Source organism: Rhodococcus sp. B7740, from assembly GCF_000954115.1.
Classification (GTDB): Bacteria; Actinomycetota; Actinomycetes; order Mycobacteriales; family Mycobacteriaceae; genus Rhodococcoides.
In genome coordinates this window covers 268,189-295,182 of record NZ_CP010797.1, presented here as the reverse complement: position 1 = coordinate 295,182, position 26,994 = coordinate 268,189, and the positions used below count along the sequence as shown (strand labels likewise).

General features: G+C 62.0%; 22 protein-coding genes and 3 rRNA genes. 7 read left to right on the top strand and 18 right to left on the bottom strand.

Going from position 1 to position 26,994, the window contains the following annotated elements; genetic code table 11:
* Positions 1 to 29 precede the first annotated feature (29 nt).
* Positions 30 to 1,220 carry an acetyl-CoA C-acetyltransferase gene (locus NY08_RS01345; RefSeq protein WP_045199500.1) on the bottom strand — a complete coding sequence of 397 codons (1,191 nt, stop codon included), beginning with the start codon at positions 1,218 to 1,220 and terminating at the stop codon, positions 30 to 32.
* 105 nt (positions 1,221 to 1,325) lie between these two features.
* Between NY08_RS01345 and mce the strand changes: the two genes are divergently transcribed.
* Positions 1,326 to 1,808 carry a methylmalonyl-CoA epimerase gene (gene mce, locus NY08_RS01340; RefSeq protein WP_373453929.1) on the top strand — a complete coding sequence of 161 codons (483 nt, stop codon included), beginning with the start codon at positions 1,326 to 1,328 and terminating at the stop codon, positions 1,806 to 1,808.
* 59 nt (positions 1,809 to 1,867) lie between these two features.
* Complete coding sequence (locus NY08_RS01335) at positions 1,868 to 2,818, top strand: hypothetical protein (RefSeq protein ID WP_032394669.1); 951 nt, start codon at positions 1,868 to 1,870, stop codon at positions 2,816 to 2,818.
* A gap of 30 nt (positions 2,819 to 2,848) precedes the next feature.
* Here NY08_RS01335 and NY08_RS01330 read toward each other — a convergent pair whose 3' ends face one another.
* Positions 2,849 to 3,166 (bottom strand): hypothetical protein, encoded by a 318-nt coding sequence (locus tag NY08_RS01330; RefSeq protein WP_045194504.1) that lies wholly within the window; start codon positions 3,164 to 3,166, stop codon positions 2,849 to 2,851.
* 41 nt (positions 3,167 to 3,207) lie between these two features.
* On the bottom strand, positions 3,208 to 3,879 hold the full coding sequence (gene nucS, locus NY08_RS01325; protein ID WP_032394670.1) for an endonuclease NucS: 672 nt from the start codon (positions 3,877 to 3,879) through the stop codon (positions 3,208 to 3,210).
* Between the two features lie 42 nt (positions 3,880 to 3,921).
* On the opposite strand from nucS, the gene NY08_RS01320 reads away from it, so the two are divergent.
* The 3 genes from NY08_RS01320 (at position 3,922) to istB (ending at position 8,198) form a co-directional block, all read left to right on the top strand.
* Positions 3,922 to 5,511 carry an adenylate/guanylate cyclase domain-containing protein gene (locus NY08_RS01320; protein ID WP_045199496.1) on the top strand — a complete coding sequence of 530 codons (1,590 nt, stop codon included), beginning with the start codon at positions 3,922 to 3,924 and terminating at the stop codon, positions 5,509 to 5,511.
* 447 nt (positions 5,512 to 5,958) lie between these two features.
* A complete protein-coding gene (locus NY08_RS01315) occupies positions 5,959 to 7,350 on the top strand; it encodes a Mu transposase domain-containing protein (protein WP_045194499.1) in 1,392 nt (463 codons plus the stop codon).
* Positions 7,347 to 8,198, top strand: a complete 852-nt coding sequence (istB, locus tag NY08_RS01310) for an IS21-like element helper ATPase IstB (RefSeq protein WP_045194497.1) — start codon at positions 7,347 to 7,349, stop codon at positions 8,196 to 8,198. Before NY08_RS01315 ends, istB begins: the two co-directional genes overlap by 4 nt.
* Before the next feature lie 482 nt (positions 8,199 to 8,680).
* On the opposite strand, the gene rrf is transcribed toward istB, so the two are convergent.
* From rrf to NY08_RS01290, 4 genes are all read right to left on the bottom strand, one after another.
* A 5S ribosomal RNA gene (gene rrf, locus NY08_RS01305) occupies positions 8,681 to 8,797 on the bottom strand.
* A gap of 133 nt (positions 8,798 to 8,930) precedes the next feature.
* Positions 8,931 to 12,085: ribosomal RNA gene (locus tag NY08_RS01300) — 23S ribosomal RNA — on the bottom strand.
* A gap of 334 nt (positions 12,086 to 12,419) precedes the next feature.
* Positions 12,420 to 13,937 (bottom strand): 16S ribosomal RNA (locus tag NY08_RS01295).
* Together the 16S, 23S and 5S rRNA genes form the textbook arrangement of a ribosomal RNA operon.
* A gap of 555 nt (positions 13,938 to 14,492) precedes the next feature.
* Positions 14,493 to 15,140 carry a pyridoxamine 5'-phosphate oxidase family protein gene (locus NY08_RS01290; RefSeq protein WP_442970832.1) on the bottom strand — a complete coding sequence of 216 codons (648 nt, stop codon included), beginning with the start codon at positions 15,138 to 15,140 and terminating at the stop codon, positions 14,493 to 14,495.
* 148 nt (positions 15,141 to 15,288) lie between these two features.
* Here NY08_RS01290 and pdxR point away from each other — a divergent pair, with 148 nt between their 5' ends.
* The gene (gene pdxR, locus NY08_RS01285) at positions 15,289 to 16,686 is read left to right on the top strand and encodes a MocR-like pyridoxine biosynthesis transcription factor PdxR (protein ID WP_045194491.1); all 1,398 of its coding nucleotides are present in this window, start codon (positions 15,289 to 15,291) and stop codon (positions 16,684 to 16,686) included.
* Here pdxR and murA read toward each other — a convergent pair.
* On the bottom strand, positions 16,679 to 17,932 hold the full coding sequence (gene murA / locus NY08_RS01280; protein ID WP_045199494.1) for a UDP-N-acetylglucosamine 1-carboxyvinyltransferase: 1,254 nt from the start codon (positions 17,930 to 17,932) through the stop codon (positions 16,679 to 16,681). The genes pdxR and murA overlap by 8 nt on opposite strands.
* Before the next feature lie 54 nt (positions 17,933 to 17,986).
* Here murA and NY08_RS01275 point away from each other — a divergent pair, with 54 nt between their 5' ends.
* Positions 17,987 to 18,589, top strand: coding sequence for a cob(I)yrinic acid a,c-diamide adenosyltransferase (locus NY08_RS01275; protein ID WP_045194489.1), 603 nt, complete (start codon positions 17,987 to 17,989; stop codon positions 18,587 to 18,589).
* Here the strand turns inward: NY08_RS01275 and NY08_RS01270 are convergent, their stop codons facing one another.
* The 10 genes from NY08_RS01270 to NY08_RS01225 form a co-directional block, all read right to left on the bottom strand.
* Complete coding sequence (locus NY08_RS01270) at positions 18,590 to 19,027, bottom strand: DUF2550 domain-containing protein (protein ID WP_045194488.1); 438 nt, start codon at positions 19,025 to 19,027, stop codon at positions 18,590 to 18,592.
* A 29-nt stretch (positions 19,028 to 19,056) separates the two neighbouring features.
* Positions 19,057 to 19,416 (bottom strand): F0F1 ATP synthase subunit epsilon, encoded by a 360-nt coding sequence (locus NY08_RS01265; RefSeq protein WP_032393525.1) that lies wholly within the window; start codon positions 19,414 to 19,416, stop codon positions 19,057 to 19,059.
* A 30-nt stretch (positions 19,417 to 19,446) separates the two neighbouring features.
* Positions 19,447 to 20,895: a F0F1 ATP synthase subunit beta gene (gene atpD / locus NY08_RS01260; RefSeq protein WP_027497899.1), complete on the bottom strand. Its 1,449-nt coding sequence runs from the start codon at positions 20,893 to 20,895 to the stop codon at positions 19,447 to 19,449.
* A 3-nt stretch (positions 20,896 to 20,898) separates the two neighbouring features.
* Positions 20,899 to 21,870: a F0F1 ATP synthase subunit gamma gene (locus NY08_RS01255; protein ID WP_045194485.1), complete on the bottom strand. Its 972-nt coding sequence runs from the start codon at positions 21,868 to 21,870 to the stop codon at positions 20,899 to 20,901.
* 52 nt (positions 21,871 to 21,922) lie between these two features.
* Positions 21,923 to 23,566 carry a F0F1 ATP synthase subunit alpha gene (atpA, locus tag NY08_RS01250; RefSeq protein ID WP_032393523.1) on the bottom strand — a complete coding sequence of 548 codons (1,644 nt, stop codon included), beginning with the start codon at positions 23,564 to 23,566 and terminating at the stop codon, positions 21,923 to 21,925.
* Positions 23,567 to 23,654: 88 nt separating this feature from the next.
* Entirely contained in the window at positions 23,655 to 24,482 is an 828-nt protein-coding gene (locus NY08_RS01245; protein WP_045194484.1) for a F0F1 ATP synthase subunit delta, read from the bottom strand.
* 8 nt (positions 24,483 to 24,490) lie between these two features.
* Positions 24,491 to 25,051 carry a F0F1 ATP synthase subunit B gene (locus NY08_RS01240; RefSeq protein WP_032393521.1) on the bottom strand — a complete coding sequence of 187 codons (561 nt, stop codon included), beginning with the start codon at positions 25,049 to 25,051 and terminating at the stop codon, positions 24,491 to 24,493.
* 7 nt (positions 25,052 to 25,058) lie between these two features.
* A complete protein-coding gene (locus NY08_RS01235) occupies positions 25,059 to 25,298 on the bottom strand; it encodes an ATP synthase F0 subunit C (protein ID WP_008715092.1) in 240 nt (79 codons plus the stop codon).
* A 78-nt stretch (positions 25,299 to 25,376) separates the two neighbouring features.
* Positions 25,377 to 26,102, bottom strand: a complete 726-nt coding sequence (atpB, locus tag NY08_RS01230; protein WP_032393520.1) for a F0F1 ATP synthase subunit A — start codon at positions 26,100 to 26,102, stop codon at positions 25,377 to 25,379.
* Positions 26,103 to 26,543: 441 nt separating this feature from the next.
* Positions 26,544 to 26,975, bottom strand: coding sequence for a hypothetical protein (locus tag NY08_RS01225; protein WP_045199492.1), 432 nt, complete (start codon positions 26,973 to 26,975; stop codon positions 26,544 to 26,546).
* Positions 26,976 to 26,994: the final 19 nt, after the last annotated feature.

Sequence of the window (26,994 nt, the reverse complement as noted above, 5' to 3'; positions counted from 1 at the left end):
CTCAGTCCCGCGCCAGAGCCACCACGCGCCTACTGCTTCGGGACTCGAACGATGAGGGCGTCGCCCTGTCCACCGCCGCCGCACAGGGCGGCCGCGCCCACTCCGCCGCCGCGTCGCTGCAGCTCGAGAGCCAGATGCAAGGCGATGCGAGCTCCCGACATGCCGAGAGGATGCCCGATCGAGATCGCTCCGCCGTTGACATTCACGATCTCGGGATCGATGCCCAGCTCACGCGTCGACGCGATTCCGACCGCTGCGAACGCCTCGTTGATCTCGACGACGTCGAGATCCTTCGGGTCGATGCCGTCCTTCTCGCATGCCTTGACGATCGCGCGAGCCGGCTGTGACTGCAGTGTGGAGTCGGGACCGGCGACCACTCCGTGGGCACCGATCTCGGCGAGCCAGGTCAGACCGAGCGACTCCGCCTTCTCCTTGCTCATCAACACGACGGCGGCGGCACCGTCGGAAATCTGTGACGCCGATCCGGCGGTCACGGTGCCGACCTTGTCGAATGCGGGGCGAAGCTTGCCGAGGGAGTCGACGGTGGTGTCGGCGCGGATGCCTTCGTCTGCGGTGAATTCAATCGGCTCACCCTTGCGCTGCGGGATCGAGACCGAAACCACTTCGTCGTCGAAGACGCCGTTCTTCCAGGCCGCTGCGGCTTTCTGATGCGACGCGGCGGCGAAGGTGTCCTGCTCCTCGCGAGTGATGACCTCGGTGCTCTGGTTGCGCTGCTCGGTCAGCGCACCCATGGCCTGATCGGTGAAGATGTCGTACAGACCGTCGTACGCGAGGTGGTCACGCATGGTGACATCGCCGTACTTGAACCCGGCGCGCGACTTCTCGAGCATGTGCGGTGCCTGGGTCATCGACTCCTGGCCACCGGCGACGACAATCTCGAATTCACCGGCACGAATCAGCTGGTCGGCCAATGCGATGGCGTCGACTCCGGACAGGCACACCTTGTTGATCGTCAGGGCAGGCACGGTCATCGGAATACCAGCAGCAACCGCAGCCTGACGGGCTGGAATCTGGCCCGCACCGGCGGTGAGAACCTGGCCCATGATGACGTAGTCGACCTGATCCGGAGCAACACCGGCCTTCTCGAGTGCGCCCTTGATGGCGATACCGCCGAGGTCCGATCCCGAGAAGTCCTTGAGTGCACCCGAGAAGCGCCCGACGGGCGTACGAGCACCGGCGACGATGACTGTTGTGGTCACGATTTCCTCCGAAAGTATGAAGACGGCCTTGTCGAGATCAACGCTCCGACGCTCCCTTCCGATACCGGCCGGGCGGAACACCGAAACGCAGCTGGCGCTAACGTCATGGCCATGACCTCCAGCACGCAGTCTTACACGGGAGCCCCGCTGCGCTCCGACCTGGTGACGGCTATCGACCACGTGGGTGTCGCGGTGCCCGATCTCGATGCCGCGATCGCCTGGTACACAGACCACCTCGGCATGATTGCCGTGCACGAGGAGATCAACGAGGAACAGGGTGTCCGCGAGGCGATGCTCTCCTTCCCCGGAGCGACGGAGAAGTCCGCTGCACTGCAGTTGCTGGCACCGATCGACGAGTCGTCCACCATCGCCAAGTTCATCGGCCGCAACGGCCCGGGACTGCAGCAGTTGGCCTACCGCGTCACCGACATCGAAGAGATCTCGACCGAGTTGCGCGCTCGCGGAGTTCGGTTGCTGTACGACGCCCCGCGCCGCGGCACCGCCGATTCTCGGATCAACTTCGTCCATCCCAAGGACGCCGGTGGAGTGCTCATCGAACTCGTCGAACCCGATCACAATTCGCACTGAGCGAACTCGGTGAGCGAACCGTATGGCCCTCTACTTGACTCACCGGTAAATTGACGGCCATGGCCATCGATCATGAGCGCACTTCCACGGTGCAACTTCCCTTTTCCATCGTCCGGAAAGGGTTCGATCGCGACGAAGTCACCAACTACTTCGAGCGATTCGACGCCGAACTACGGCTGACGACCGCAGATCGTGATGCGGCCGCAGCGCAGGCTCGTGATCTGGCCAAGCAGCTCGACGACGCTCGCGACGAGATCGACGAACTGCGCAAGGACATCGATCGCCTGTCGGTTCCGCCCACCACGGCGGAGGGGATGAGCGATCGAATCTCACGCATGCTGCGGTTGGCCTCGGACGAGGCATCCGAGGTACGCGCCAAGGCGCACTCGGAGTCCGAGGAAATGATCTCCGTTGCGCAGCAGGAGAGTGCCCGACTGCGCGGACGGCACGAGTCACTGGTGGCCGAACTCGAAGAGCGCCGAACGGCACTCGAAGCCGAACATGAGCAGACCATGGCTCAGGCGCGCACGGAGGCGGCCCGAGTGGTCGAGGCCGCGCAGGCCGAGCGCGACAAGTTGGCCGCCGAATCCGAGGCCAAGCGCGCCAAGGTTCAGGAAGACTTCGAGATCACGATGGCCGAGCGCCGAACCAAGGTGCTCACCGCCCTCGAGGAACTAGAGGCGTCCAGCAAGGCCGATGCCGCCCGACGCATCGAAGAGGCGACGACCGAGGCTGCTCGACGGCTTCAGTCCGCCAGTGAACAGGCCGAAAGGCGGATCGCGCACTCCAAGGAACTGGCCGAGGAGCTGCGTGTGCTGCGCAGCCGCGTACTGGCCCAGCTGCTCGGAATCCGGGGCCAGCTCGATTCGGTTCCGGCGATGCTCGCCTCGGTCAATCGCGAAAGCGAGCTGCTCGACAACCCCGACCCGACGGCCATCCTGAAGAAGGAAGAAGAGAAAGCGGCCGCGAAGGCCGAGGAACAGAAGGAATCGGCCGACTCCTCGTCCTGATTCGGCTGATCCTGCGCCTGGCCTCCCCCGCTACGACCATCTACGGGTGAGGCCTCGCGTGTTTCGCCCGGACCAACACCCGGTGTGCCAATGCCGACGATTGTCGGCACCGCCGAAATCGTCCGACGGCCACGCCACGATGTGTGCGACGCCCGGCCGCACCTCGTGATCGCAGCCGGGGCAGCGATACGTCTTGACCGCCTTGGCACCGGGGATCATCCGAGTCGTGTACGTGTCTCCGTCCGGACCGACCTCGACCCGATTGCCGCCCAGCACGGAATCGGTCGGCGGGCCGAGAACACTCGGGCCGCTCCGATTCGCTCTGCGGGGCTGATTACGACGGGGCACCCGTCCAGTGTAGAGAACACGCCGGCGGACACGGACGGTCGTCAGAAAAGCCTGAACTCGGTGCTGTCGGTTCCGCGCAGGACGTCGTAGTCGAGTGTGAGACAACGAATGCCGCGATCGGTGGCCAGCGTCTTCGCCTGAGGCTTGATCACCTGGGCAGCGAAGACACCGCTCACCGGAGCCAGCAGCGGATCACGGTTGAGAAGCTCCAAGTACCGGGTCAACTGCTCGACGCCGTCGATCTCGCCACGTCGCTTGATCTCGACCGCCACGGTTCCGCCATCAGCGTTGCGGCACAGCAGATCCACCGGTCCGATAGCCGTCATGTACTCGCGCCGCACGAGCGTGTAACCGTCACCCAAGGTACTGACATGCTCGGCCAGCAGCTCCTGAAGATGGGCCTCCACACCGTCTTTCACCAATCCGGGATCGATGCCCAACTCGTGGCTCGAGTCGAGTTCGACGTCATCGATGGTGATACGAAGTTCTTCGCCGGCCTTGTTGGTGACGACCCACTTGATCGTCTCGCCCTCGGTGGTTTCTACCGTCCAGCAGGGCGGCGACATCCAGTTCAGCGGCTTGTAGGCCCTGTCGTCCGCATGCACGCTGACCGATCCGTCGGACTTGACGAGAAGCAGGCGACGAGCGGACGGGAGATGTGCGGTGAGGCGGCCGACGTAGTCGACTTGGCAACGAGCAATAACTAGACGCACTCGACCACCTTAAGGCAGGAGCCCCGTTAGTCTGTGACGACCATGCCGCAATTGAGACGATCTGCCGCTCCCCTGGGTTCCCGCCTGCTCGGCGACACCTCCGAGTCGCCGCGTCGACGACGGATCCGAATCCAGCTGTTGCTGACGGTGTTTCTGATCCTGTCGAACCTGATCGGTGCAGTCATCGTGGGGGTTCTGATCAGCGTAGTGGTGCCCGGACCGGACGTTCTGCGAACGGATCAGTACTGGTGGGTGAATTTCATCGTCGTCCCGGTATACGTGTTCGTGGCTTTCGTCGTCGGTGCTGTCTGGGGCACCACGCACGCTCTGCGAAGCCTGCGGTGGGCAATCGAGGACCGTCAACCCAGCCGCGAGGAGCAGGTCGCGACCCTCGCAATGCCGTGGCGTCTGACTCGAATCCAGATTCTGCTCTGGATAGGAGCCTTGCTGCTGCTCACCACGATCGACGGCATCATCGACGCGGCGTCGATTCCCAAGGTTGCGTTCACGATCGCGGCAGGTGGCACCGTCGTCTGCGCGTTCAGCTACCTACTCAGTGAATTTGCGCTTCGTCCCGCTGCCGCTCGGGCCCTCGAAGCCGGGGATCCTCGCCGAATCCGTATTGCCGGAGTCATGGGCCGATCGATTCTGTCGTGGCTGTTGGGCACCGGCGTGCCGGTCAGCGGATTGATGATCATCGCCATCTTCCGCTTCATCAACCCCGAAACGACAGCGACACAGCTCGCGGTCTGCATCCTGTCCCTCGGAGGAATCACCATCGTTTTCGGCCTTGCGCTGACCGTGCTCGGTGGTTTCGCGACGACGTCCCCGATCAACAACGTGCGGGCGGGCATGGCCGAGGTGGAGAAGGGCAACATGGATGTCCGCCTTGCGGTGTACGACGGCACCGAGCTCGGCGAGCTGCAGAGTGGGTTCAACCGCATGGCCGACGGAGTGCGCGATCGGGAGAAGATTCGAGACCTCTTCGGCAGACACGTAGGACACGAGGTCGCCGAGAAGGCCCTGCAATCCGAGAGCGAGCTCGGCGGACAGGAACGCGATATCGCCGTGTTCTTCATCGACCTCGTGGGATCGACGGAGCTGGCAGCATCGCGACCCCCTACCGAGGTCGTGGACCTGCTCAACCGGTTCTTCGCCGTGGTGGTCGACGAGGTAGACGAGCACGGCGGCTTCATCAACAAGTTCGAGGGCGACGCGGCTCTGGCCATCTTCGGAGCCCCCAACGAAATTCCCGACCACTGTGGCTCGGCGCTGGCTGCGGCACGAGCAATTGCCCGACGACTCGTGGTCGAAGTTCCCGAATGCAGCGCCGCAGTCGGCGTCGCGGCGGGACGCGCTGTCGCCGGCAATGTCGGTGCGAAGTCCCGATTCGAGTACACGGTCATCGGAGACCCGGTGAACGAGGCCGCTCGCCTGTCCGAGCTGGCGAAAAATTCCCCCGGAGCGATCCTTGCATCGAAGACCGCCGTGGACGGCGCCTCGGACGACGAAGCGCAGCGTTGGGAATTCGGCGATCGCGTGACGCTCCGAGGACGATCCGCCGAGACGGTACTCGCGAACCCCAAGGATGTGAAAGTCACCGCCGACGAGCCTGTTGCCGTGCACGCCTGACTCGCATTACCGGTCCTTGCAGTTGCCGCAGCCCGTCGCGTCGGTACCGCATTCCGCAAATGCGCGCGCGTTCGTCAGGTGCGCGGGAAATGGGGCTGGTCGGGGTGCGATTCCGCGCGCAGGTGGCGAATGCGCGCGCCTTTGCGCTCGTATTCGCGGTCCGCAGTCGCGTCGTCTGCCCGCACCCGAGTTCAGGCCGCGACCCCGCTCGTCGCGAATGCGCGCGCGTTCGTCGGGTGCGCGGGAAATGGTGGGTGTCCGGGGTGCGATTGTGCGCGCGGTTGGCGATTACCCATGCGTTCGTCGGAGTTGACGGCGCTCATCGAAATTCCCCACTAGCGCTCATCGAAATTCCCCACCCGTGTGGCACCGCCAACGAGGGCGGGTCTCCAACGAAGCTGATGGTCTCTGACCACGCACCAGCTATCCGAAGGAGACCCGCTCCTCATGCTTACACAGGAGGAAGATGTGGAAATCAACGCCTTGCACAAACGAGGCTGGAAGATCGCGGACATCGCGCGTCACACCGGCCGCGACCGCAAGACCATCAGGTCGTACCTGAACGGCACCACCACTCCCGGGGTGCGTAAACGCAGCGCACCGGACCCATTCGAGGTGTTCCTCGCCTACGTCACTGCACGTCTGATCGACGACCCACACCTGTGGGTCCGCACGCTCTGCGACGAACTCGAGGACCTCGGCTATCTGATGTCGTATCAAACGCTGCACCGCAAGATCCGCGAACTCAAACTCCGGCCGATCTGCCAAGCGTGCCTGACGGCCACCGAAAGACCCAACGCGGTCATCGAACACCCGCCAGGGGAAGAGACACAATGGGATTGGGTCGATCTACCCAACCCACCCGCCTCGTGGGGCTGGGGATCGATGGCCCACCTGTTCGTCGGAACTCTGGCGTGTTCGGGCAAATGGCGCGGCGTCCTCGCACCGAACATGACCCAACCACATGTCGTCGACGGACTCGACCGGATCTGCCGAGGCCTCGGCGGGATCAGCCGAGTCTGGCGGTTCGACCGAATGGCCACAGTCTGCCACCCCGAGTCCGGCCGGGTCACCGCCAGCTTCACCGGCGTCGCGAAACATTACGGTGTCTCCGTTGCGATCTGCCCACCGAGGCGCGGCAACCGCAAAGGTGCAGTGGAGAAGTCCAATCACACTGCAGCGCAGCGGTGGTGGCGAAATCTCTCCGACGATCTGAGCGTCGAGCAAGCCCAAGCGAGCCTCGATCGGTTCTGCAGTCTGCGCGGCGATACTCGCTTGCGGCCGACGAAGGACGGCAAAACTTCGGTAGCGACGATCGCCACCGCCGAAGGACTGCATCCGATGCCGCCGTCCGCGTATCCCGCGATCCTGTCCACTCATCGAGTCGTATCCCGGCAGGCGTTGGTGTCCTACCGCGGCAACCGCTACTCAGTGCCGCCCGAGCTCGCGTCCGCGCAGGTCACCGTCACCCACGTTCTCGGGACCGACGTCATCGACATCGTCACCACCTCGGGTATCGCCATCGCCCGGCACCGGCTGGCGGCCGATGGGACCGGGGCGATGGTCCGCGATCACGGCCACATCTACGCCCTCGAGCAAGCAGCGATGGCCGGCGCGAACACCGGACGTCCGCACCGCCGCAAGGAACGTATTCCGCCCGGACCGGACGCACTCGCCGCTGCAGAGAAGCTCCGAACAACAACCAGTGCAACATATCCCGACGCAGCGGACAGATCGGAAAACGACAGTCACGCAACCGAATCCGATACCGCAGGAGCGATTATCTACGACCTGTCGATCTATGAACGCGCCGCACACGGAAGGAACACCCTGTCATGACCGACCAGAAAGCTGCCACGAACGCCGACCGGTTACCGGCCCCGAACACCGCCGCTGCAGCCAGCCTTTACCAACGCCTGCGGGGGCATCTCGCTGTCCTGAAACTTCACGACGCCGCCGAAGCGCTGCCGTCGGTCCTCGATCAAGCAGCCGCCGAAGAACTGTCGATGACCGCGGCGTTGGACCGGTTGCTCTCGATCGAGGTCGAGGCCACCGAAGCCCGCCGACTGAACGGCAGACTCCGATTCGCGTGCCTGCCGACACCGGCATCGCTCGAGGACTTCGACTACGACGCAGCCGCTGGTGTCGACAGGAAGTTGATCGAGGAGTTGGCGACCTGCCGATACTTGGAGACAGCGACGAATGTGCTGCTCATCGGCCCGCCCGGGGTCGGCAAAACGCATCTGTCGGTCGGGCTGGCGCGTGCCGCAGCTCATGCCGGCTATCGAACGTATTTCACCACCGCAGCTGATCTCGCTGCCCGCTGTCATCGAGCCGCTCTCGAAGGAAGGTGGGCTACGACGATGCGGTTCTACGCTGGACCGACACTTCTCGTCGTTGATGAACTCGGCTACCTACCGTTGCCCGGCGAGGCAGCGTCGGCGTTGTTTCAGGTTGTCTCGCAACGGTATATGAAGACGTCGATCGTGATGACCACCAACCGTGGCGTGGGATCGTGGGGTGAAGTGCTCGGTGACAACACCGTCGCAGCAGCCATGCTCGACCGGCTTCTGCATCGATCCGTCGTGCTCAACCTCGACGGTGATTCCTACCGTCTCCGAGACCACAACGCCAGATCGGAGAAGCTCCGCAAAGCCACCACAGGAACCCGCCAACCACTACAGTGAAGTTCGCTCACGAGTGGGGAATTTCGGTGAGCGCGGTTGGGGAATTTCGCTGAGCCTCGTCAGAGTGACGGGTAGCTCTGCGGACGGCGGCACCCGGGTTCAACCCTCGGCGGACCGCTAATGCGCGCGCGTTCCTCGAGTGCGCGGGAAATGGTGGGTGTCCGGGCCGCGATTGTGCGCACGGATGGCGACTGCGCGCGCATTTGTCGCGGGGATGTGGGCTGATGCCGGCTGCAGTGGTGGTGGTGGTGGTGGTTGGGTCGAGATCGGGTAGGCGCGCGCTGCTGTGCGGTGCTCGCCATTCCGCGAATGCGCGCGCGTTCGTCGGGTGCGCGGGGATTGGTGGGTGTCCGGGGTGCGATTGTGTGCGCGCACGGCGTTTGCGTGCGCGTTTGTCGCGGGGATATGGGTTGTTGTGGTTGTGGTTTCGAAATGCAGAACACCCCCGGACCGGGTGGTCTGGGGGTGTTCTGGGAAATTGTGTTCGGCGGTGTCCTACTCTCCCACACCCTGTCGAGTGCAGTACCATCGGCGCTGGAGGGCTTAGCTTCCGGGTTCGGAATGGGACCGGGCGTTTCCCCTCCGCTATGGCCGCCGTAACTCTGCGAAACAGTTACACACGGAACATCAGCGGTGCCACCGGATCTGGATCGGTGACGTACTGGGTTCATTCAATTGTTGTGCTGAAACGTGTGTTGTTTCAGATATTGCACAGTGGACGCGTAGCTTCTTTGTGGTAAGTCCTCGGCCTATTAGTACCAGTCACCTGCACCCATTACTGGGCTTCCAGTTCTGGCCTATCAACCCGGTGGTCTGCCGGGGGCCTTACCCCCTCGAGGGGGTGAGAAACCTCATCTTGGAACAGGCTTCCCGCTTAGATGCTTTCAGCGGTTATCCCTTCCGAACGTAGCCAACCAGCGGTGCTCCTGGTGGAACAACTGGCACACCAGAGGTTCGTCCGTCCCGGTCCTCTCGTACTAGGGACAGCCTTCCTCAAGTTTCTTACGCGCGCGGCGGATAGAGACCGAACTGTCTCACGACGTTCTAAACCCAGCTCGCGTGCCGCTTTAATGGGCGAACAGCCCAACCCTTGGGACCTACTCCAGCCCCAGGATGCGACGAGCCGACATCGAGGTGCCAAACCATCCCGTCGATATGGACTCTTGGGGAAGATCAGCCTGTTATCCCCGGGGTACCTTTTATCCGTTGAGCGACACCGCTTCCACTTGCCGGTGCCGGATCACTAGTCCCGACTTTCGTCCCTGCTCGACTTGTCAGTCTCACAGTCAAGCTCCCTTGTGCACTTGCACTCGACACCTGATTGCCAACCAGGCTGAGGGAACCTTTGGGCGCCTCCGTTACATTTTAGGAGGCAACCGCCCCAGTTAAACTACCCACCAGGCACTGTCCCTGAACCAGATCATGGTCCGAGGTTGAGGTATCCAATACGATCAGAGTGGTATTTCAACAACGACTCCACAGTAACTGGCGTCACCGCTTCACAGTCTCCCACCTATCCTACACAAACCGAACCGAACACCAATACCAAGCTGTAGTGAAGGTCCCGGGGTCTTTTCGTCCTGCCGCGCGTAACGAGCATCTTTACTCGTAATGCAATTTCGCCGAGTCTATGGTTGAGACAGCTGAGAAGTCGTTACGCCATTCGTGCAGGTCGGAACTTACCCGACAAGGAATTTCGCTACCTTAGGATGGTTATAGTTACCACCGCCGTTTACTGGGGCTTAAATTCTCAGCTTCGCCATCACTGGCTAACCGGTCCTCTTAACCTTCCAGCACCGGGCAGGCGTCAGTCCGTATACATCGTCTTACGACTTCGCACGGACCTGTGTTTTTAGTAAACAGTCGCTTCTCACTGGTCTCTGCGGCCCACACCAGCTCACACTGCAAGAGTGATCACCGGCAGGGGCCCCCCTTCTCCCGAAGTTACGGGGGCATTTTGCCGAGTTCCTTAACCATAGTTATCTCGATCGCCTTAGTATTCTCTACCTGACCACCTGTGTCGGTTTGGGGTACGGGCCGTGTAACAACTCACTAGAGGCTTTTCTCGGCAGCATAGGATCACTGAATTCGCCTCAATCGGCTACGCATCACCTCTCAGGCTTAGTGAACGGCGGATTTGCCTACCGTTCGCCCTACAGGCTTACACCAGTACAACCACTGACTGGCCCAGCTACCTTCCTGCGTCACCCCATCGCTTGGCTACTACCAGATCAGGTCCCACGCATCCACCCGCCCCCGCACACCCGAAGGCGTGAAGTAAGCGAGATTCAGGGTGGTTAGTATCACTGATTCACCATGGGCGCGGTTACACGGGTACGGGAATATCAACCCGTTGTCCATCGGCTACGCCTGTCGGCCTCGTCTTAGGTCCCGACTCACCCTGGGCGGATTAACCTGGCCCAGGAACCCTTGGTCATTCGGCGGACGAGTTTCTCACTCGTCTTTCGCTACTCATGCCTGCATTCTCACTCGCGCAGCCTCCACACCTGGATCACTCCGATGCTTCCATGGCTGCACGACGCTCCCCTACCCACCCACACACCTGCACACAGATCCGCAGACCTGCATGGGGCTGTTGTGTGAGTGCCGCAGCTTCGGTGGTGTACTTGAGCCCCGCTACATTGTCGGCGCAGGATCACTTGACCAGTGAGCTATTACGCACTCTTTCAAGGGTGGCTGCTTCTAAGCCAACCTCCTGGTTGTCTTCGCGACCCCACATCCTTTTCCACTTAGTACACGCTTAGGGACCTTAGCTGGCGATCTGGGCTGTTTCCCTCTCGACTACGAACCTTATCGCCCGCAGTCTCACTGCCACGCTCTCACTCACCGGCATTCGGAGTTTGGCTGATTTCGGTAAGCTTGTAGGCCCCCTAGACCATCCAGTAGCTCTACCTCCGGTGAGAAACACGTGACGCTGCACCTAAATGCATTTCGGGGAGAACCAGCTATCACGGAGTTTGATTGGCCTTTCACCCCTACCCACAACTCATCCCCTCAGTTTTCAACCTAAGTGGGTTCGGTCCTCCACGACGTCTTACCGTCGCTTCAACCTGGCCATGGGTAGATCACTCCGCTTCGGGTCTAGAACACGCCACTACACCACACAAGGTGGATACGCCCTATTCGGACTCGCTTTCGCTACGGCTACCCCACACGGGTTAACCTCGCGACATGCCACTAACTCGCAGGCTCATTCTTCAAAAGGCACGCCATCACCAGCCATGACGAATCATGCACCGGCTTTGACGGATTGTAAGCGCACGGTTTCAGGTACTATTTCACTCCCCTCCCGGGGTACTTTTCACCTTTCCCTCACGGTACTAGTCCGCTATCGGTCACCAGGGAGTATTCAGGCTTATCGGGTGGTCCCGACAGATTCACAGCAGATTTCACGGGCCCGCTGCTACTTGGGTATCCACAACGACAGTTGCAATGTTTTCGTCTACGGGACTCTCACCCTCTACGACAGGCCGTTCCAGACCACTTCGACTAACACCACAATTTCTCACTGTCGGCCGATCCGGCAGAATCGACAATGCAAACCCCACAACCCTCCATACGCAACCCCTGCCGGGTATCACACGCACAAAGTTTGGCCTCATCCGCTTTCGCTCGCCACTACTCACGGAATCACTATTGTTTTCTCTTCCTGTGGGTACTGAGATGTTTCACTTCCCCACGTTCCCTCCACACACCCTATATATTCAGGTGCAGGTAACACGACATCACTCGTGCTGGGTTTCCCCATTCGGACACCCTCGGATCACAGCTCGGTTGACAGCTCCCCGAGGCTTATCGCAGCCTCCTACGTCCTTCATCGGCTCCTGGTGCCAAGGCATCCACCGTACGCTCTTCATTACTTACAACAAAGATGCTCGCGTCCACTGTGCAATTCTCAAACAACACACAACCAAGAAACCACACGTGCTACCAGCCACCACCGAAGCGATGCGATGTAAACACAATCTCTTGCCCGTATATGTCTTGCCTAGAAAGAAACACTCACGTGTTCTCTCAGGACCCAACAGTGCATCGATATAGTCCCTGCCGGCGAAACATGGTTTCGCGTTCTGCAGGATCTCGTTGTCAGTGTTCCACCCGTGAGCTCCCGCCGTTCCACGTGTGGGAACGAAACGGGCTCTGCCAGACCATCATCCGAGCACCTGTGTGCTGGTACATGTTCTGGAGAATGCTCCTTAGAAAGGAGGTGATCCAGCCGCACCTTCCGGTACGGCTACCTTGTTACGACTTCGTCCCAATCGCCGATCCCACCTTCGACGGCTCCCTCCCACAAGGGGTTAGGCCACCGGCTTCGGGTGTTACCGACTTTCATGACGTGACGGGCGGTGTGTACAAGGCCCGGGAACGTATTCACCGCAGCGTTGCTGATCTGCGATTACTAGCGACTCCGACTTCACGGGGTCGAGTTGCAGACCCCGATCCGAACTGAGACCAGCTTTAAGGGATTCGCTCCACCTCACGGTCTCGCAGCCCTCTGTACTGGCCATTGTAGCATGTGTGAAGCCCTGGACATAAGGGGCATGATGACTTGACGTCGTCCCCACCTTCCTCCGAGTTGACCCCGGCAGTCTCTTACGAGTCCCCGCCATAACGCGCTGGCAACATAAGACAAGGGTTGCGCTCGTTGCGGGACTTAACCCAACATCTCACGACACGAGCTGACGACAGCCATGCACCACCTGTACACCGACCACAAGGGGGACCGTATCTCTACGGTTTTCCGGTGTATGTCAAACCCAGGTAAGGTTCTTCGCGTTGCATCGAATTAATCCACATGCTCCGCCGCTTGTGCGGGCCCCCGTCAATTCCTTTGAGTTTTAGCCTTGCGGCCGTACTCCCCAGGCGGGGCGCTTAATGCGTTAGCTACGGCACAGATCCCGTGGAAGGAACCCACACCTAGCGCCCACCGTTTACGGCGTGGACTACCAGGGTATCTAATCCTGTTTGCTACCCACGCTTTCGTTCCTCAGCGTCAGTTGTTTCCCAGAGACCCGCCTTCGCCACCGGTGTTCCTCCTGATATCTGCGCATTTCACCGCTACACCAGGAATTCCAGTCTCCCCTGAAACACTCAAGTCTGCCCGTATCGCCTGCAAGCCCGAAGTTGAGCCCCGGGTTTTCACAAACGACGCGACAAACCGCCTACGAACTCTTTACGCCCAGTAATTCCGGACAACGCTCGCACCCTACGTATTACCGCGGCTGCTGGCACGTAGTTAGCCGGTGCTTCTTCTGCAGGTACCGTCACTCACGCTTCGTCCCTGCTGAAAGAGGTTTACAACCCGAAGGCCTTCATCCCTCACGCGGCGTCGCTGCATCAGGCTTCCGCCCATTGTGCAATATTCCCCACTGCTGCCTCCCGTAGGAGTCTGGGCCGTGTCTCAGTCCCAGTGTGGCCGGTCACCCTCTCAGGTCGGCTACCCGTCGTCGCCTTGGTAGGCCATTACCCCACCAACAAGCTGATAGGCCGCGGGCCCATCCTGCACCGATAAATCTTTCCACCACACACCATGCGGCATGCGGTCATATCCGGTATTAGACCCAGTTTCCCAAGCTTATCCCAGAGTGCAGGGCAGATCACCCACGTGTTACTCACCCGTTCGCCGCTCGTGTACCCCGAAAGGCCTTACCGCTCGACTTGCATGTGTTAAGCACGCCGCCAGCGTTCGTCCTGAGCCAGGATCAAACTCTCCGTAAAAGACCTGCGAAACAACGGACCCCACAAGGGACCGTGAATCAGTCAAAGACATCAAGTCAAATCACTAGCAAAAAAACTCAACTAGCATTTCAAACAACACCCGACAACAACCACCACAAGCGGATGGCTGATACATCGAATGCATTCACCAAAATAAATTCGGCACTGACATTCATCGACACACTGTTGAGTTCTCAAAGAACACGCACACACTCTCACCCCACGAACACACAGTCCGTCGGCCTCGAGGGCAACTGTTCCAGCGTATCCCAGCTTGGTCTCGGACACAAGGCCCGACTCTTGGGGGACACAACCTGCCGAGCCACACGTCCAACCTCGTTCACCCAGTCCGTGAAGACCGGGTCGGTGTCCGTCGCTCTGACTCGACAAAAGTTACGCCACCAACCACACCAACGCAAATCGGCAGGTCGACCGACGGTCTTGGGGCATTTACGCAGCTCGACCTCGTAGCGTCACGTCATCGGTCCCGCCTCGCGCTGCAACAGCCGCATGTGATGACAGCCACAGCCCGATCTGCCTCTCCTGCAACAGCGTTCACCGCCGAAATGCGTTCCGGCCCAGAGCATCTACATGGTCCGGCACCGGTATTTCTTCCGCGAGATTCTCGGCAGGTTCGGCGTCACCGATCGCCTCCCACACCGGGACGACGCCCGCCCACACGTCGCTCTGTCGAATGTCGTGGTCGTCGTCGGCGGGTCCACCGGCCCGCGATTTCACCGACGCCTCGTACATCGGAAGCGCCAGTATCGCGGTCGCAGCAAGCTCCTTCCTCGTATGCGAACGCAGATGCGCGCTCCTTCCGGGGACCACCTGATCGACTATCGCGTCCAGCGCCCGAATCCGTTCATCGGCGTCCTCCACTCTGCGGGGCCGGCCGACCACGACGGCACTTCGGTAATTCATCGAATGGTGGAATGCCGATCGAGCAAGGACGAGTCCGTCGACGACGGTCGTAGTGACGCAGATGTCCTGCTCGGGAGCATCGCTCATGCTGCGTGATGCCACTGACCCGTGGAGATACAGCGTGCCCTCGCTGTCCGGACCGTTGGGATCCACACCGAACACCGTCGGTACGACGCGAGGCAATCCAGCCACGACCACGCCGACATGACAGATGCGCGCCGAGCATAGGACGTCGAGCAACGTTGCCCGTTCGAGGCTGGCACGGTTGCTACTCCGCATCACCACGGTTCGCGCTGTCGGGGAAAGAGGCACGTCGTCGACTGTCATGATTCACAAGATGCCGGACAAGTGGCCTTCTGTCATGGTCCAATCAAGGCAAACTTGTTCAGGCCACTTCGTCGAGAAAGCCAAGGGATACCGAAGCTCCATGCTCCCGATCTCTCTGTCGATCACCATCGACCGCGCCGACTCTCGGACGCTTCCCGTCCAGTTGGCCGATCGCATCCGATCCGCAATCGACGACGGAGAGCTGCAACCCGATTCTCGATTACCCAGTACCCGAGCACTTTCCGTCGATCTGGGCATTGCGCGTGCGGTCGTGGAGAAGGCTTACGAACAGCTCGTCGCGGAAGGATGGCTCGATCCCCGGCGCGGTTCGGGCAACTATGTCCGACGTATCCCCCGCGCAGGTCGGTCGGTGGCGGTGTCGCCGAGCGCACAAGCACCATCACGAACTCCCCCGCGCATATCTCTCCGTCCGGGAATCCCGTGGACTCCACCCTCAGCGTCGGATGCCTGGAAGCGCGCATGGCGCGACGTCGGCAGCACACCGCCCCCGGGCGACTATCCCGATTCGGCCGGCACGCTCGAGCTCAGAACTCGCGTCGCCGAGCTTCTGCGCCGCGCACGCGGTCTTCACACCACCCCGGCGTCGATCGTGATCACGACGGGCAGCATCCATGGTCTCGATCTCGCCCTGGGTGCGCTTTCGGTTGCCGAGTCGATAGAACATGTTCTGGCACTGGAGAATCCGGGCTACAAGTCCGCTGCTGCGCTTGCGACGCACCGCGGATGGTCGGTACACGACGTTTCCGTCGACGGTGCCGGCCTGATCGTCGAACAGCTCGGCTCGGCTCCCCCGCGGACACCAGCGGTGTACGTCACGCCGTCGCACCAGTACCCGACCGGGGCCTTCATGCCCATCGGCCGCCGGCGCGCCCTGGCAGACTGGGCCCGCGACAACGATTCGATGATCATCGAGGATGACTACGACTCCGAATTCCGTTACGGTGCAGCACCTTTACCCACTGTGGCCGAATTGGCACCCGACCGAACCGTCTACCTCGGCACCGTCTCCAAGACCCTCGGTGCCGGGATACGTCTCGGCTGGATGGTGGCACCCCGGTCGATGGTCGACCGCATCTCGGCAACGCGCCGCGCAATCGGCGATCTTCCATCGGTTCCCGTTCAGCAGGCAATGACGTCGATGCTGCGGGACGGCGAATGGGACAGAGCCGTTCGAACGGCGCGACGGCTTTATCGCACCCGCGACCGCATGGTCGCCGCAGCGCTGGCCAGGTTCGGCGACCTCCGGGGAGTAGGAGCCGGACTGCACACGGTGTTGGTACTCGATTCCGACGCAGCCCGTGCCGTCGCTACGTCCTGCGCCACGAAGGGTGTGGACGTACCGACGCTCGAGCACTCGACCCGCTCGCCCACAGCGCGCGGTGGGATCGTCGTCGGGTACGGCTCCGTCTCCGACGACGAATTGGATTATGCCATCAGCATATTGGTCGAGGCGCTGGAAGCCGCGCTACTCAGCTGACCCGCTCGATGCTGCCACCGAGTGCACTCAGGTTCTCCACGAATCTCGGGTAACCGCGATCGATGTGAAACACGTCGTGCACCTCTGTCGTGCCGTCGGCCACCAATCCCGCAAGCACAAGACCCGCTCCGGCTCGGATATCGGAGGACCACACCGGCGCACTGGACAGCTGCGGCACACCGCGAACCACCGCATGGTGTCCATTGGTACGCGCGTCGGCCCCCAGCCTGATCATCTCCTCGACGAATCGGAATCGAGCCTCGAAGACGTTCTCGGTGATCATCGACGTGCCGTCGGCGACGGTGGCAAGCCCGATGGCCATCGGCTGCAGGTCGGTCGGGAACCCTGGATACGGAAGCGTCGCGAAATTGACCGCCCGCGGCCGCTCGCGCTGAACGACGCGGAAGCCGTCCGGCTCGCTGGTGACCTCGGCACCGGCAGATCTCAGCTTGTCCAACACCAACGACAGGTGCTTGGGATTGACACCACGGACTCGCACATCCCCACGCGTCATGGCAGCGGCGATTCCCCAGGTCGCAGCAACGATGCGATCGCCGATCACCCGATGGGTCGTCGGCTTCAGCGCGCTCACACCACGGATGGTCAAGGTCGACGTGCCTGCACCACGGACGTCGGCACCCATCTCGTTGAGCATGTTGCACACGTCGACGATGTCCGGCTCACGCGCGGCGTTGTCGATGACCGTCTCCCCGGTGGCCAGGACTGCGGCCATCAGGATGTTCTCGGTGGCACCGACGGACGGAAAAGCCAGTCTGATGTTCGCGCCGCGCAATTCGTCTGCTTCGGCGACGACACACCCGTGCTGAATCTCGCTGCGCGCCCCGAGCAGTTGAAGACCCGACTGGTGCATGTCAAGGGGACGCGACCCGATCGCGTCACCACCCGGCAGTGCCACAACTGCTCGCTTGCACCGCGCAACCAGCGGTCCCAACACGCACACCGACGCTCGGAACTGGCGAACTGCCGCGAAATCGGCGTGATACTTCGGCATGGCAGGCGTGGTGATGTGAACGACCGATCCCTCCAACTCGACCTCACAGCCGAGCCCACGCAACACCTCTGCCATCAGTGGCACGTCCAGGATGTCGGGGCAATTGGTGATCGTGCTCGTACCCTCTGCCAGCAGCGCCGCCGCCATCAATTTGAGGACGCTGTTCTTCGCACCACCGACCGCCACCTCACCGACGAGGCGATTACCACCGTTGACCAAAAAGCGTTCACTCACGTCGACAGCGTAGCCAGCGGGACCGGCCGACACCCGCGCGGTACCGTAGCGCCCATGGCCGTCCACCTCACCCGCATCTATACGAGAACCGGCGACGACGGGACCACCGGGCTGAGCGATTTCTCGAGGGTGTCCAAGAACGACGAACGACTGATTGCCTACGCTGACTGCGACGAGACCAACGCCAGCCTCGGTGTGGTTCTCGCACTGGGCAACCCGCCCGAATCGGTCCACTCGGTGATCCGCACGATCCAGAGCGATCTTTTCGACGCGGGCGCCGATCTGTCGACTCCGGTCGTCGAGAATCCGCAGTACCCGCCACTGCGCATCGATCAGAGCTACGTGGACCGCCTCGAAGGGTGGTGCGACGAGTTCAACGAGGATCTTCCCGCCCTGACGTCGTTCATCCTGCCCGGCGGAACGCCGCTGGGAGCGCTGCTTCACGTATCGCGAACGGTGGCCCGACGCGCGGAGCGGTCGGCGTGGGCTGCTGTGCACGCAAGCCCGGAGACAACGAGTGCCTTGCCCGCGAAATACCTCAACCGACTCTCGGACCTACTGTTCATTCTGAGCCGCTACGCCAACCCCGAAGGCGACGTCCAGTGGATCCCCGGATCGAGCCGCACGCCGGGTGAACCGGCTACCGACGAGAGCTGATCAGGCCGCAGGCCTGCGACGACGCGAGCGGCCGGAGGGCCGAGACTCGACCCAGGACAGGAAAGCGGTCAACGCACTTCTGTCCAGGGCGATCTCGAAATATTTGCCGTTGTCTGACAGTTCCAACACCGCGATGTCGGGAGTCATGATGTCGAACTCGGTGTCCCGTGGGGTTCGTCGATCACCCACGTGAATGTCCTGCCGACCCAGGCGGTGATCAGGGCCGGGGCGAAGACTAGACAGCTTGAAGAAGACCAGCGTGTTGTCGCCGTACCGGATGATGCCGTGACGCCAACCTGCGCCGCCGTCCGACGGCAACACCCGCATGATCGCCGCGGTTCCACCGCGGCGAAGAACCATCAGACGGTACGCGAAAGCCGCGACGAGCCCTGCGAGCAGCACAACCAGAATGATCAGAACAATCAATCCGTAGTGCATCGCAGGTCTCGTCGCGGCTTCTCGTGAACCTAGGACCGCTCGACAGCGCGGATACGACCCTTGGCCACCGCAATGGCCTCGACGTCGTCGCCGTTCTCTGCCACTACAGCCCGTGCCGCCTCGACATCGATGTCGTCGGCGAAATCGGCCGATTCTGCCAGCACGGTGACCGTCTTGCCCGTCACCGACAGGAATCCACCGTGGACGGCCGCGATGAGCTTCTCGCCGTCCGTGGTCGTGATCGACACCGTGCCACCCTCGATCAACTGACCGAGGACGGGCTCGTGGCCCAGCATGATGCCGATCTCACCTTCGGTGGTCTGGGCGCTGACGATGGTCGCGGTACCGGACCACAGCTTTTGCTCCACAGCGACCAGGGAGACCTCCATGCCGCTCTTCTCGGAAGAAGTCACGTCGGTCTACTTTCCGGCCATCTTCTTCGCGGCTGCCTCGACATCGTCGAGACCGCCACAGCTGTTGAAGGCCTGCTCGGGAAGGTGGTCGTACTCACCCTTGGTGACCTTGTCGAATGCCTCGATGGTGTCGGAGAGCGACACGACCGAACCGGCCTCGCCGGTGAACTTCTCGGCAACGATGAAGTTCTGGCCGAGGAACTTCTGGAGGCGACGTGCGCGGCCGACCAGAACCTTGTCCTCTTCCTGAAGCTCGTCCATACCGAGGATGGCGATGATGTCCTGCAGTTCCTTGTACTTCTGCAGGATCCGCTTGACCTCGTTGGCGACGCGGAAGTGCTCCGCGCCGACGATGCCGGGCTCGAGGATGCGTGAGGTGGAGCTCAGCGGGTCCACAGCGGGGTAGATACCCATCTGCGAAATCGGACGCGAGAGCTCGGTGGTCGCATCGAGGTGCGCGAACGTCGTGGCCGGGGCCGGGTCGGTGTAGTCGTCGGCGGGAACGTAGATCGCCTGCAGCGAGGTGATCGAGCGTCCACGGGTCGAGGTGATGCGCTCCTGGAGCTCACCCATCTCGTCCGCCAGCGTGGGCTGGTAACCGACGGCCGACGGCATGCGACCGAGAAGGGTCGACACCTCCGAACCGGCCTGGGTGAAGCGGAAGATGTTGTCGATGAACAGAAGAACGTCCTGTCCCTGAACATCGCGGAAGTACTCCGCCATGGTCAGTGCCGACAACGCCACGCGCATACGCGTGCCGGGCGGCTCGTCCATCTGGCCGAAGACGAGGGCGGTGTCCTGGAGGACGCCCATCTCTTCCATCTCGAGGTGAAGGTCGGTGCCCTCACGGGTGCGCTCGCCGACTCCTGCGAACACCGAGGTGCCGGAGAACTCGCGTGCGATACGAGTGATCATTTCCTGGATCAGAACGGTCTTGCCGACGCCGGCACCACCGAACAATCCGATCTTTCCGCCCTTGACGTACGGGGTCAGAAGGTCGATGACCTTGATGCCGGTCTCGAGGATCTCTGTCTTGCCCTCGAGCTGATCGAAGGCTGGTGGCTTCCGGTGGATGCCCCACTGCTCGCCGTCGCGGCCGAGTCCGGGGGTGTCCAGGCAGTCACCGAGGGCGTTGAACACGTGGCCCTTGACGACGTCACCGACGGGAACCGAGATCGGCTTGCCCGAGTCGACGACTGCAGTGCCGCGGACGAGTCCGTCGGTGGGCTGCATCGAGATGGTGCGAACCAAGTTGTCGCCGAGGTGCTGTGCGACCTCGAGCGTCAGGGTCTTGGCCACGGTCGGCAGAGTGATCTCTGCGTTGAGGGCATTGAACAGTGCGGGAATCGAGCCGCGCGGGAACTCGACGTCCACAACGGGGCCGATGACCCGAACGACACGGCCGGACTGTGTGTCCGCTCCGCTCGCGTTCTCTTGGGCTACTGCTGCGGTCATTGCTTAGTCACTTCCTGCGCTGTCGGCCAACGCGTTGGCGCCACCGACGATTTCGCTGATTTCCTGGGTGATCTGGGCCTGCCGAGCCTGGTTGGCCTGGCGGCTCAGGGTCTCGACCAATTCGTTCGCGTTGTCCGTCGCTGCCTTCATGGCGGTACGACGCGCCGCGGACTCCGACGCTGCTGCATCGAGCAACGACGCGTAGATCCTGGTGCTGATGTACTTGGGCAGCAGCGCCGAGAGCAGCGTTCCTGCTTCCGGCTCGAACTCGTACTGTGCCTGCACATCTGCGTTCGGCGAGTCGCTCAGCGCATCTGCACCCATCTCGAATTCCTCGTCGGTGTACGAGATTTCGAGCGGTGCCATACGGCGAACTTCGGGCTTCTGCGTGAGCATCGACACGAAGCGGGTGTAGACGATGTGCAACTCGTCCACGCCCTCGACGGTGCCTTCACCGTTGGGAGCGTCGACCTCGGTGCCCGAGCCGGCCATGAACAGCTCGACCAGGTGCCTGCTCGCCTTGGCCGCGTCGGCATAGCCGGGCTCCTGTGAGAAGCCCGTCCAGGCACCCTTCACATCCCGCTCGCGGAATGTGTAGTAGCCCAGGCCTTTTGCGCCGAGGACGTAGATGACCGGATCCTTGCCCTCGGAACGGAGCAGCTGGAACAGCTCCTCCGTTTCCTTGAGCACGTTGGAGTTGTAGCCGCCGCACATACCGCGGTCGCTGGTCACGACCAGAACCGCAGCACGCTTGGGCTCGGGTCGCTCGTTGAGCAGCGGGTGATCGAGCGAGCTCGATGCACTCGCCAACGCGGAGAGCACCTTGGTGATCTCTTCCGCATACGGCTTCGATGCGGCAACGCGAGCCTGAGCCTTGGTGATTCGCGATGTCGCGATCAACTCTTGTGCTTTGGTGATCTTCTTGGTCGAGTTGACCGACTTGATGCGGGAGCGAAGCTCGAGAATGCTTGCCATTTAGCTGTTCACGCTCCCTTCTGTACTCGTCTTGTCACCTGTCATCGCCGGCCTACTTGCTGACTGTCTTGCGGGTGACGTTGACCTGCTCCTGGCTGACCTCATCGGCGTTCAGAGTGTCGGCCTCCGCTTCGTTGACGACGCGGTTGCCGTCCGAATCGACGAATCCGGCCTTGAACTTCTCGGTCGCCTCGGTCAGTGCCTTCTGGTTGTCCTCGTCGAGGGCCTTGCCGCCGGCAATGCTGTCGTAGACGCCGCCGGCGTTACGGTGCAGATCCTCGAGCAGCTCGGTCTCGAAGCGACGGACGTCGCCGACGGGCACCGAGTCGTACGTACCCTGGCCTGCGAGCCAGATCGAGACGATCTGATCTTCGACGGCAACCGGGGCATACTGATCCTGCTTGAGCAGTTCGACCAGACGTGCGCCGCGCTCGAGCTGTGCCTTGGAGGCCGCGTCGAGGTCGGAAGCGAACGCCGAGAAGGCTTCCAGCTCGCGGAACTGAGCGAGCTCGAGGCGAAGAGATCCGGAGACCTTCTTCATGCCCTTGGTCTGTGCCGCGCCGCCGACTCGGGACACCGAGATGCCGACGTTGATCGCGGGACGGACGCCCTTGTTGAACAGGTCCGATTCCAGGAAGACCTGGCCGTCGGTGATGGAGATGACGTTGGTGGGGATGTACGCCGAGACGTCGTTGGCCTTGGTCTCGATGATCGGCAGGGCCGTCAACGATCCGCCACCGAGCTCGTCGGACAGCTTCGCCGAACGCTCCAGCAGACGGGAGTGCAAGTAGAAGACGTCACCGGGGTATGCCTCGCGGCCCGGCGGGCGACGCAGCAGCAGCGAGATGGCGCGGTATGCCTCGGCCTGCTTGGTCAGGTCGTCGAACACGATGAGGACGTGCTTGCCCTGGTACATCCAGTGCTGGCCGATGGCCGAGCCGGTGTAAGGGGCGAGCCACTTGAAGCCGGCCGAATCGGACGCGGGAGCCGCGACGATGGTCGTGTATTCGAGTGCGCCCTGCTCTTCGAGTGCAGCCTTGACGCCTGCGATCGTGGAGCCCTTCTGGCCGATGGCGACGTAGATGCAGCGAACCTGCTTCTTCTCGTCACCGCTCTCCCAGTTGGCCTTCTGGTTCAGGATCGCGTCGATGCAGACCGCGGTCTTGCCGGTCTTGCGGTCGCCGATGATGAGCTGACGCTGGCCGCGGCCGATCGGGGTCATGGCGTCGATCGCCTTGATGCCGGTCTGCAGCGGCTCCTCGACGGGCTGACGCTCGAGCACCGAGGCAGCCTGCAGTTCGAGGGCGCGGGTCTCGGAGGACTCGATGTCGCCGAGGCCGTCGATGGGCTTGCCCAGAGGATCGACGACGCGGCCGAGGTAGCCGTCGCCCACGGGGACCGACAGCACGTCTCCGGTGCGCTTGACTTCCTGGCCTTCTTCGATGTGCTCGTAGTCACCGAGGATGACGGCACCGATTTCGGTGGCATCCAGGTTCAGCGCGACACCGAGGACTCCGCCGGGGAATTCCAGCAGTTCGTTGGACATCGCCGACGGCAATCCGGACACGTGAGCGATTCCGTCGCTCGTGTCCGTAACCGTGCCGACCTCCTCGCGGGAAGACTCCGGTGAGTAGCTCGCGGTGAAGTTATCGATCGCGCTACGGATCTCGTCGGAGGAGATCGTCAGCTCCGCCATAGTGTTTCCTGCTCTTCCTTCAAATGATCGCGGGGTGAAATGTCTCGAAAGTCGAGACGCTTCTTCTCGTTACTGTGTCCGTGTCGGACTATTTGAGCGTCTTTCGCAATGCAGCGAGGCGGCCTGCCCCGCTACCGTCGATGACCTCGTCGCCGATACGAACGACAAGTCCGCTGAGCAGTTCGGTATCGACCTCGACATGCACCGTGACCTGCTTGCCGTACGTGCGGGTCAAGGTGGCCGTCAGCTTCTCGAGCTGACTGTCGCTCAGTGGTGCTGCGCTCCGGACGTGTGCCACCGCGCGGTCGCGCTGTTCGGCGGCCAGATCGGCCAGACCGTTGAGTACGTCGGCGGGGGCCGCCTTCCCCGGACGCGTCACAGCCTGAACTGCGAGCGCCTCGGTGACCGCGGTGACCTTGCCGTAGAGCAGACGACCGAGCAGTTCGCGCTTGGCCTGCGAAGGCTTCGAGCGATCCGACAGGGCCTGCTCGAGCTGCGGGTTGGCAGCGATGATCCGTCCGAGCCGGAACAGTTCGTCCTCGACCGTGTCCAACTGATCCTGATCGGCCGCGGCGCGAAGCAGAGCTTCACGACCCAGCTCGACCAGCGAGTTCAGCAGGTCACGGGCGTTGGACCAGCTTTCGCCTGCCGCGGCCTTGACGATCGTCGCCGTTGCACTCGACACCTGGCCGGAGAAGACCTCTCCGGCCAGATCGCTTCGCCGAACGCCCTCGACCGACGAGTCGGCAAGAGCGGTACGCAACGTGCGCTGCGCGTCGAGAGTCTCGACGACGGCGAACAACTCGGCACCGGTCTGAGCAGCGACGGCTGTTGCCTCGCCTGCCGACGCGGACCCCAGAGCTTCGTGGGCGACCGACCGCGTGCGAGCGAGTGCCTCACGAGAAGTTGCGTACATGGTTCGACTCACTTTCCGGATGCGGAGTCCGCGGTGACGGAATCCAACTCGTTGAGGAAGCGATCGATCGAACTGGAACGCTTCGCGTCGTCGGACAGCTGCTCTCCGATGACCTTCTCGGCGAGTTCGACGGCCGTGCGTCCGAGGTCGCCACGAAGTTCGGTGACGATCTGCTGACGCTGAGCAACGAGCTGATTGTGACCTGCAGCCACGATCCGGTCGCTTTCTTCCTGCGCCTTTTCCTTCATCTCGGCGAGAATCGCCTGCCCCTGGGTGCGCGCTTCCTCACGGATCTGCGCGGCCTCGGAACGGGCGTCGGCCAGCTGAGCGTGGTACTGCTCGAGTGCAGCCTTGGCTTCTGCCTGTGCCTCTTCGGCCTTCTTGATTCCGCCTTCGATGAGCTCGGAACGCTCAGCGAGAACCTTGGTGAAGCGCGGCACCACGTACTTCCAGAAGAGGAAGCCGATTGCCGCGACACAGACGATCGACCAAACGATGTCGTAGGTTGCGGGCAGAAGAGGGTTGTATTCCTCCCCCTCCGCCGCCAGCAACGTAATCGCGTTTGTCATCGCGCTCTCAGAGAATGAAGCCGGCGACGAGGCCGATCAGGGCGAGGGACTCGGTGAATGCGATGCCGAGGAACATGGTGGTACGGAGCTGACCGGCCAGCTCGGGCTGACGAGCGGTTGCTTCCATGTTCTTGGCGACGACCAGGCCGAGGCCGATGCCACCGCCGATCGCTGCGAGGCCGTAGCCGATGGCGCCGTATCCGCTTGCGGTGATTTCCTGCGCCTGGGCCAGAACTTCAAGGCTCATTGGGTTTTCCGTTCCCTTTCTTCGGTCCACATCCGGGTGTCGGAAGTGGCGGTGTAGCTGGTTCGGTCAGTTGGTCGGTCAGTGCGAGTCGGCGTGCAGCGACAGATCGATGTAGATCGCCGTGAGCAGCGCGAAAATGTAGGCCTGGAGGAAGATCACCAGCATCTCGAACATCGTGAACAAGAAGCCCATGATGAGCGAGGGTGCAGCGAAGATCTTCAGCCCGGCCGACGCCTCGAAGAGGAAGAACTGGGTCGCGCTGAAGAACAGCACGAGCATGATGTGGCCGGCCAGCATGTTGGCGAGCAGACGCACCGTCAGAGTGAACGGACGGAGTACGAAGTTCGAGACGAACTCGAGCGGGATCAGCAGCACGTGCATCGCGGGCGGAATGCCCGGGATGACGATGGTGCCCTTGACGAACTTTCCGACTCCGAACTTCTTGACACCTGCGTAGATGAACGCGACGTACGCGACCGCGGCGAGCACGATCGGTAGACCGATGCGGGCATTCGACGAGATGTTCAGAAACGGAATGACGGCGCTCGCGTTCACCGCGAACACAGTGAAGAAGATGGTCATGATGACGGGCAGGAACCGACGACCCTGTTCTTTACCGAGCACATCTTCTGCGACGTGGATCCGAACGAAATCGAGAGCGATCTCTCCGACGTTCTGAAGACCACGCGGAACGATCTTCGGGCTGCGGAGGGCAACCACCATGAAGATGATCAGAATCGCCGACATCAGGATGCGGATGAGCATCAGCCTGTCGAGCTCGAACGGGGTCCCCTCGAACAGCACCGCGGGAGGAAAGAAATCGGATAGTGACGGCGGACTGTATTCCGCAGCCAGGGTGGTGACGCTCAGCGGTCTCTCCCGTGTTCGGGCCGCAGCCGGGTAGCGACTGCGGTTCGATCGGACAATGACGATCTATCAAGTCGACGAAAATCGGCTCGCAATCGTCAGAGGCTGAGGCCCGGTCTTCATCGGCCAAGCGTCTGTCGGGTGTCGGCGACTCACGTCGACTCGGCAACTCTCAGGGCGGAACCTTACGTTGCCGAAGTCGATGACTCCGGGCCTACTGTAAGGAAGCTCACGCTGACTGCTACCTGCGGGGGTCGAGTCCGGGGAAAAAGTCTCTTTCGTCCCGGTCTTGCCCGCCGCTTGATGCAAACTTTATCAACAGAACTACGACGTTGTGTAGGCGGCCCTCAGCTTAACCGATTACGACAGGCTGTCGTACTACCGATCGTCGGTCTTGTCCTCGGCGGGGACGCTGTCCACGTAGGCCACCTTGGTCTTGACGACCCCGAAGACCTCCGCACCGAGAACGACGACGAGTGCTCCCAGAATGGTCAGTCCCAACGAGTAACGGTTGTAGAAGTCGGCATCCTTGAGTGCGACCAGCACGATCAGGGCGATCACCATCTTCACCAACCAACCGCCCAACAACAGGGCTCCGACCGCCGAGGCCGGGAAACGCGTGGTCAGAGCAACCGACAACGCCGTCGTGATGACGAAGCCTCCGCCGATGGCCACGCCGATGATCGATCCCCACAGGCCGGGCGTTCCGGCCGCAGCCACGGATATACCCACACTCACGACGGTCAGCACCACCAGTCCGATGAGTCCGTATCGGACTGCGGCACGCAGCGGCGCGAATTGATCGGGCATGGACTGCGGAGTGAAGGTC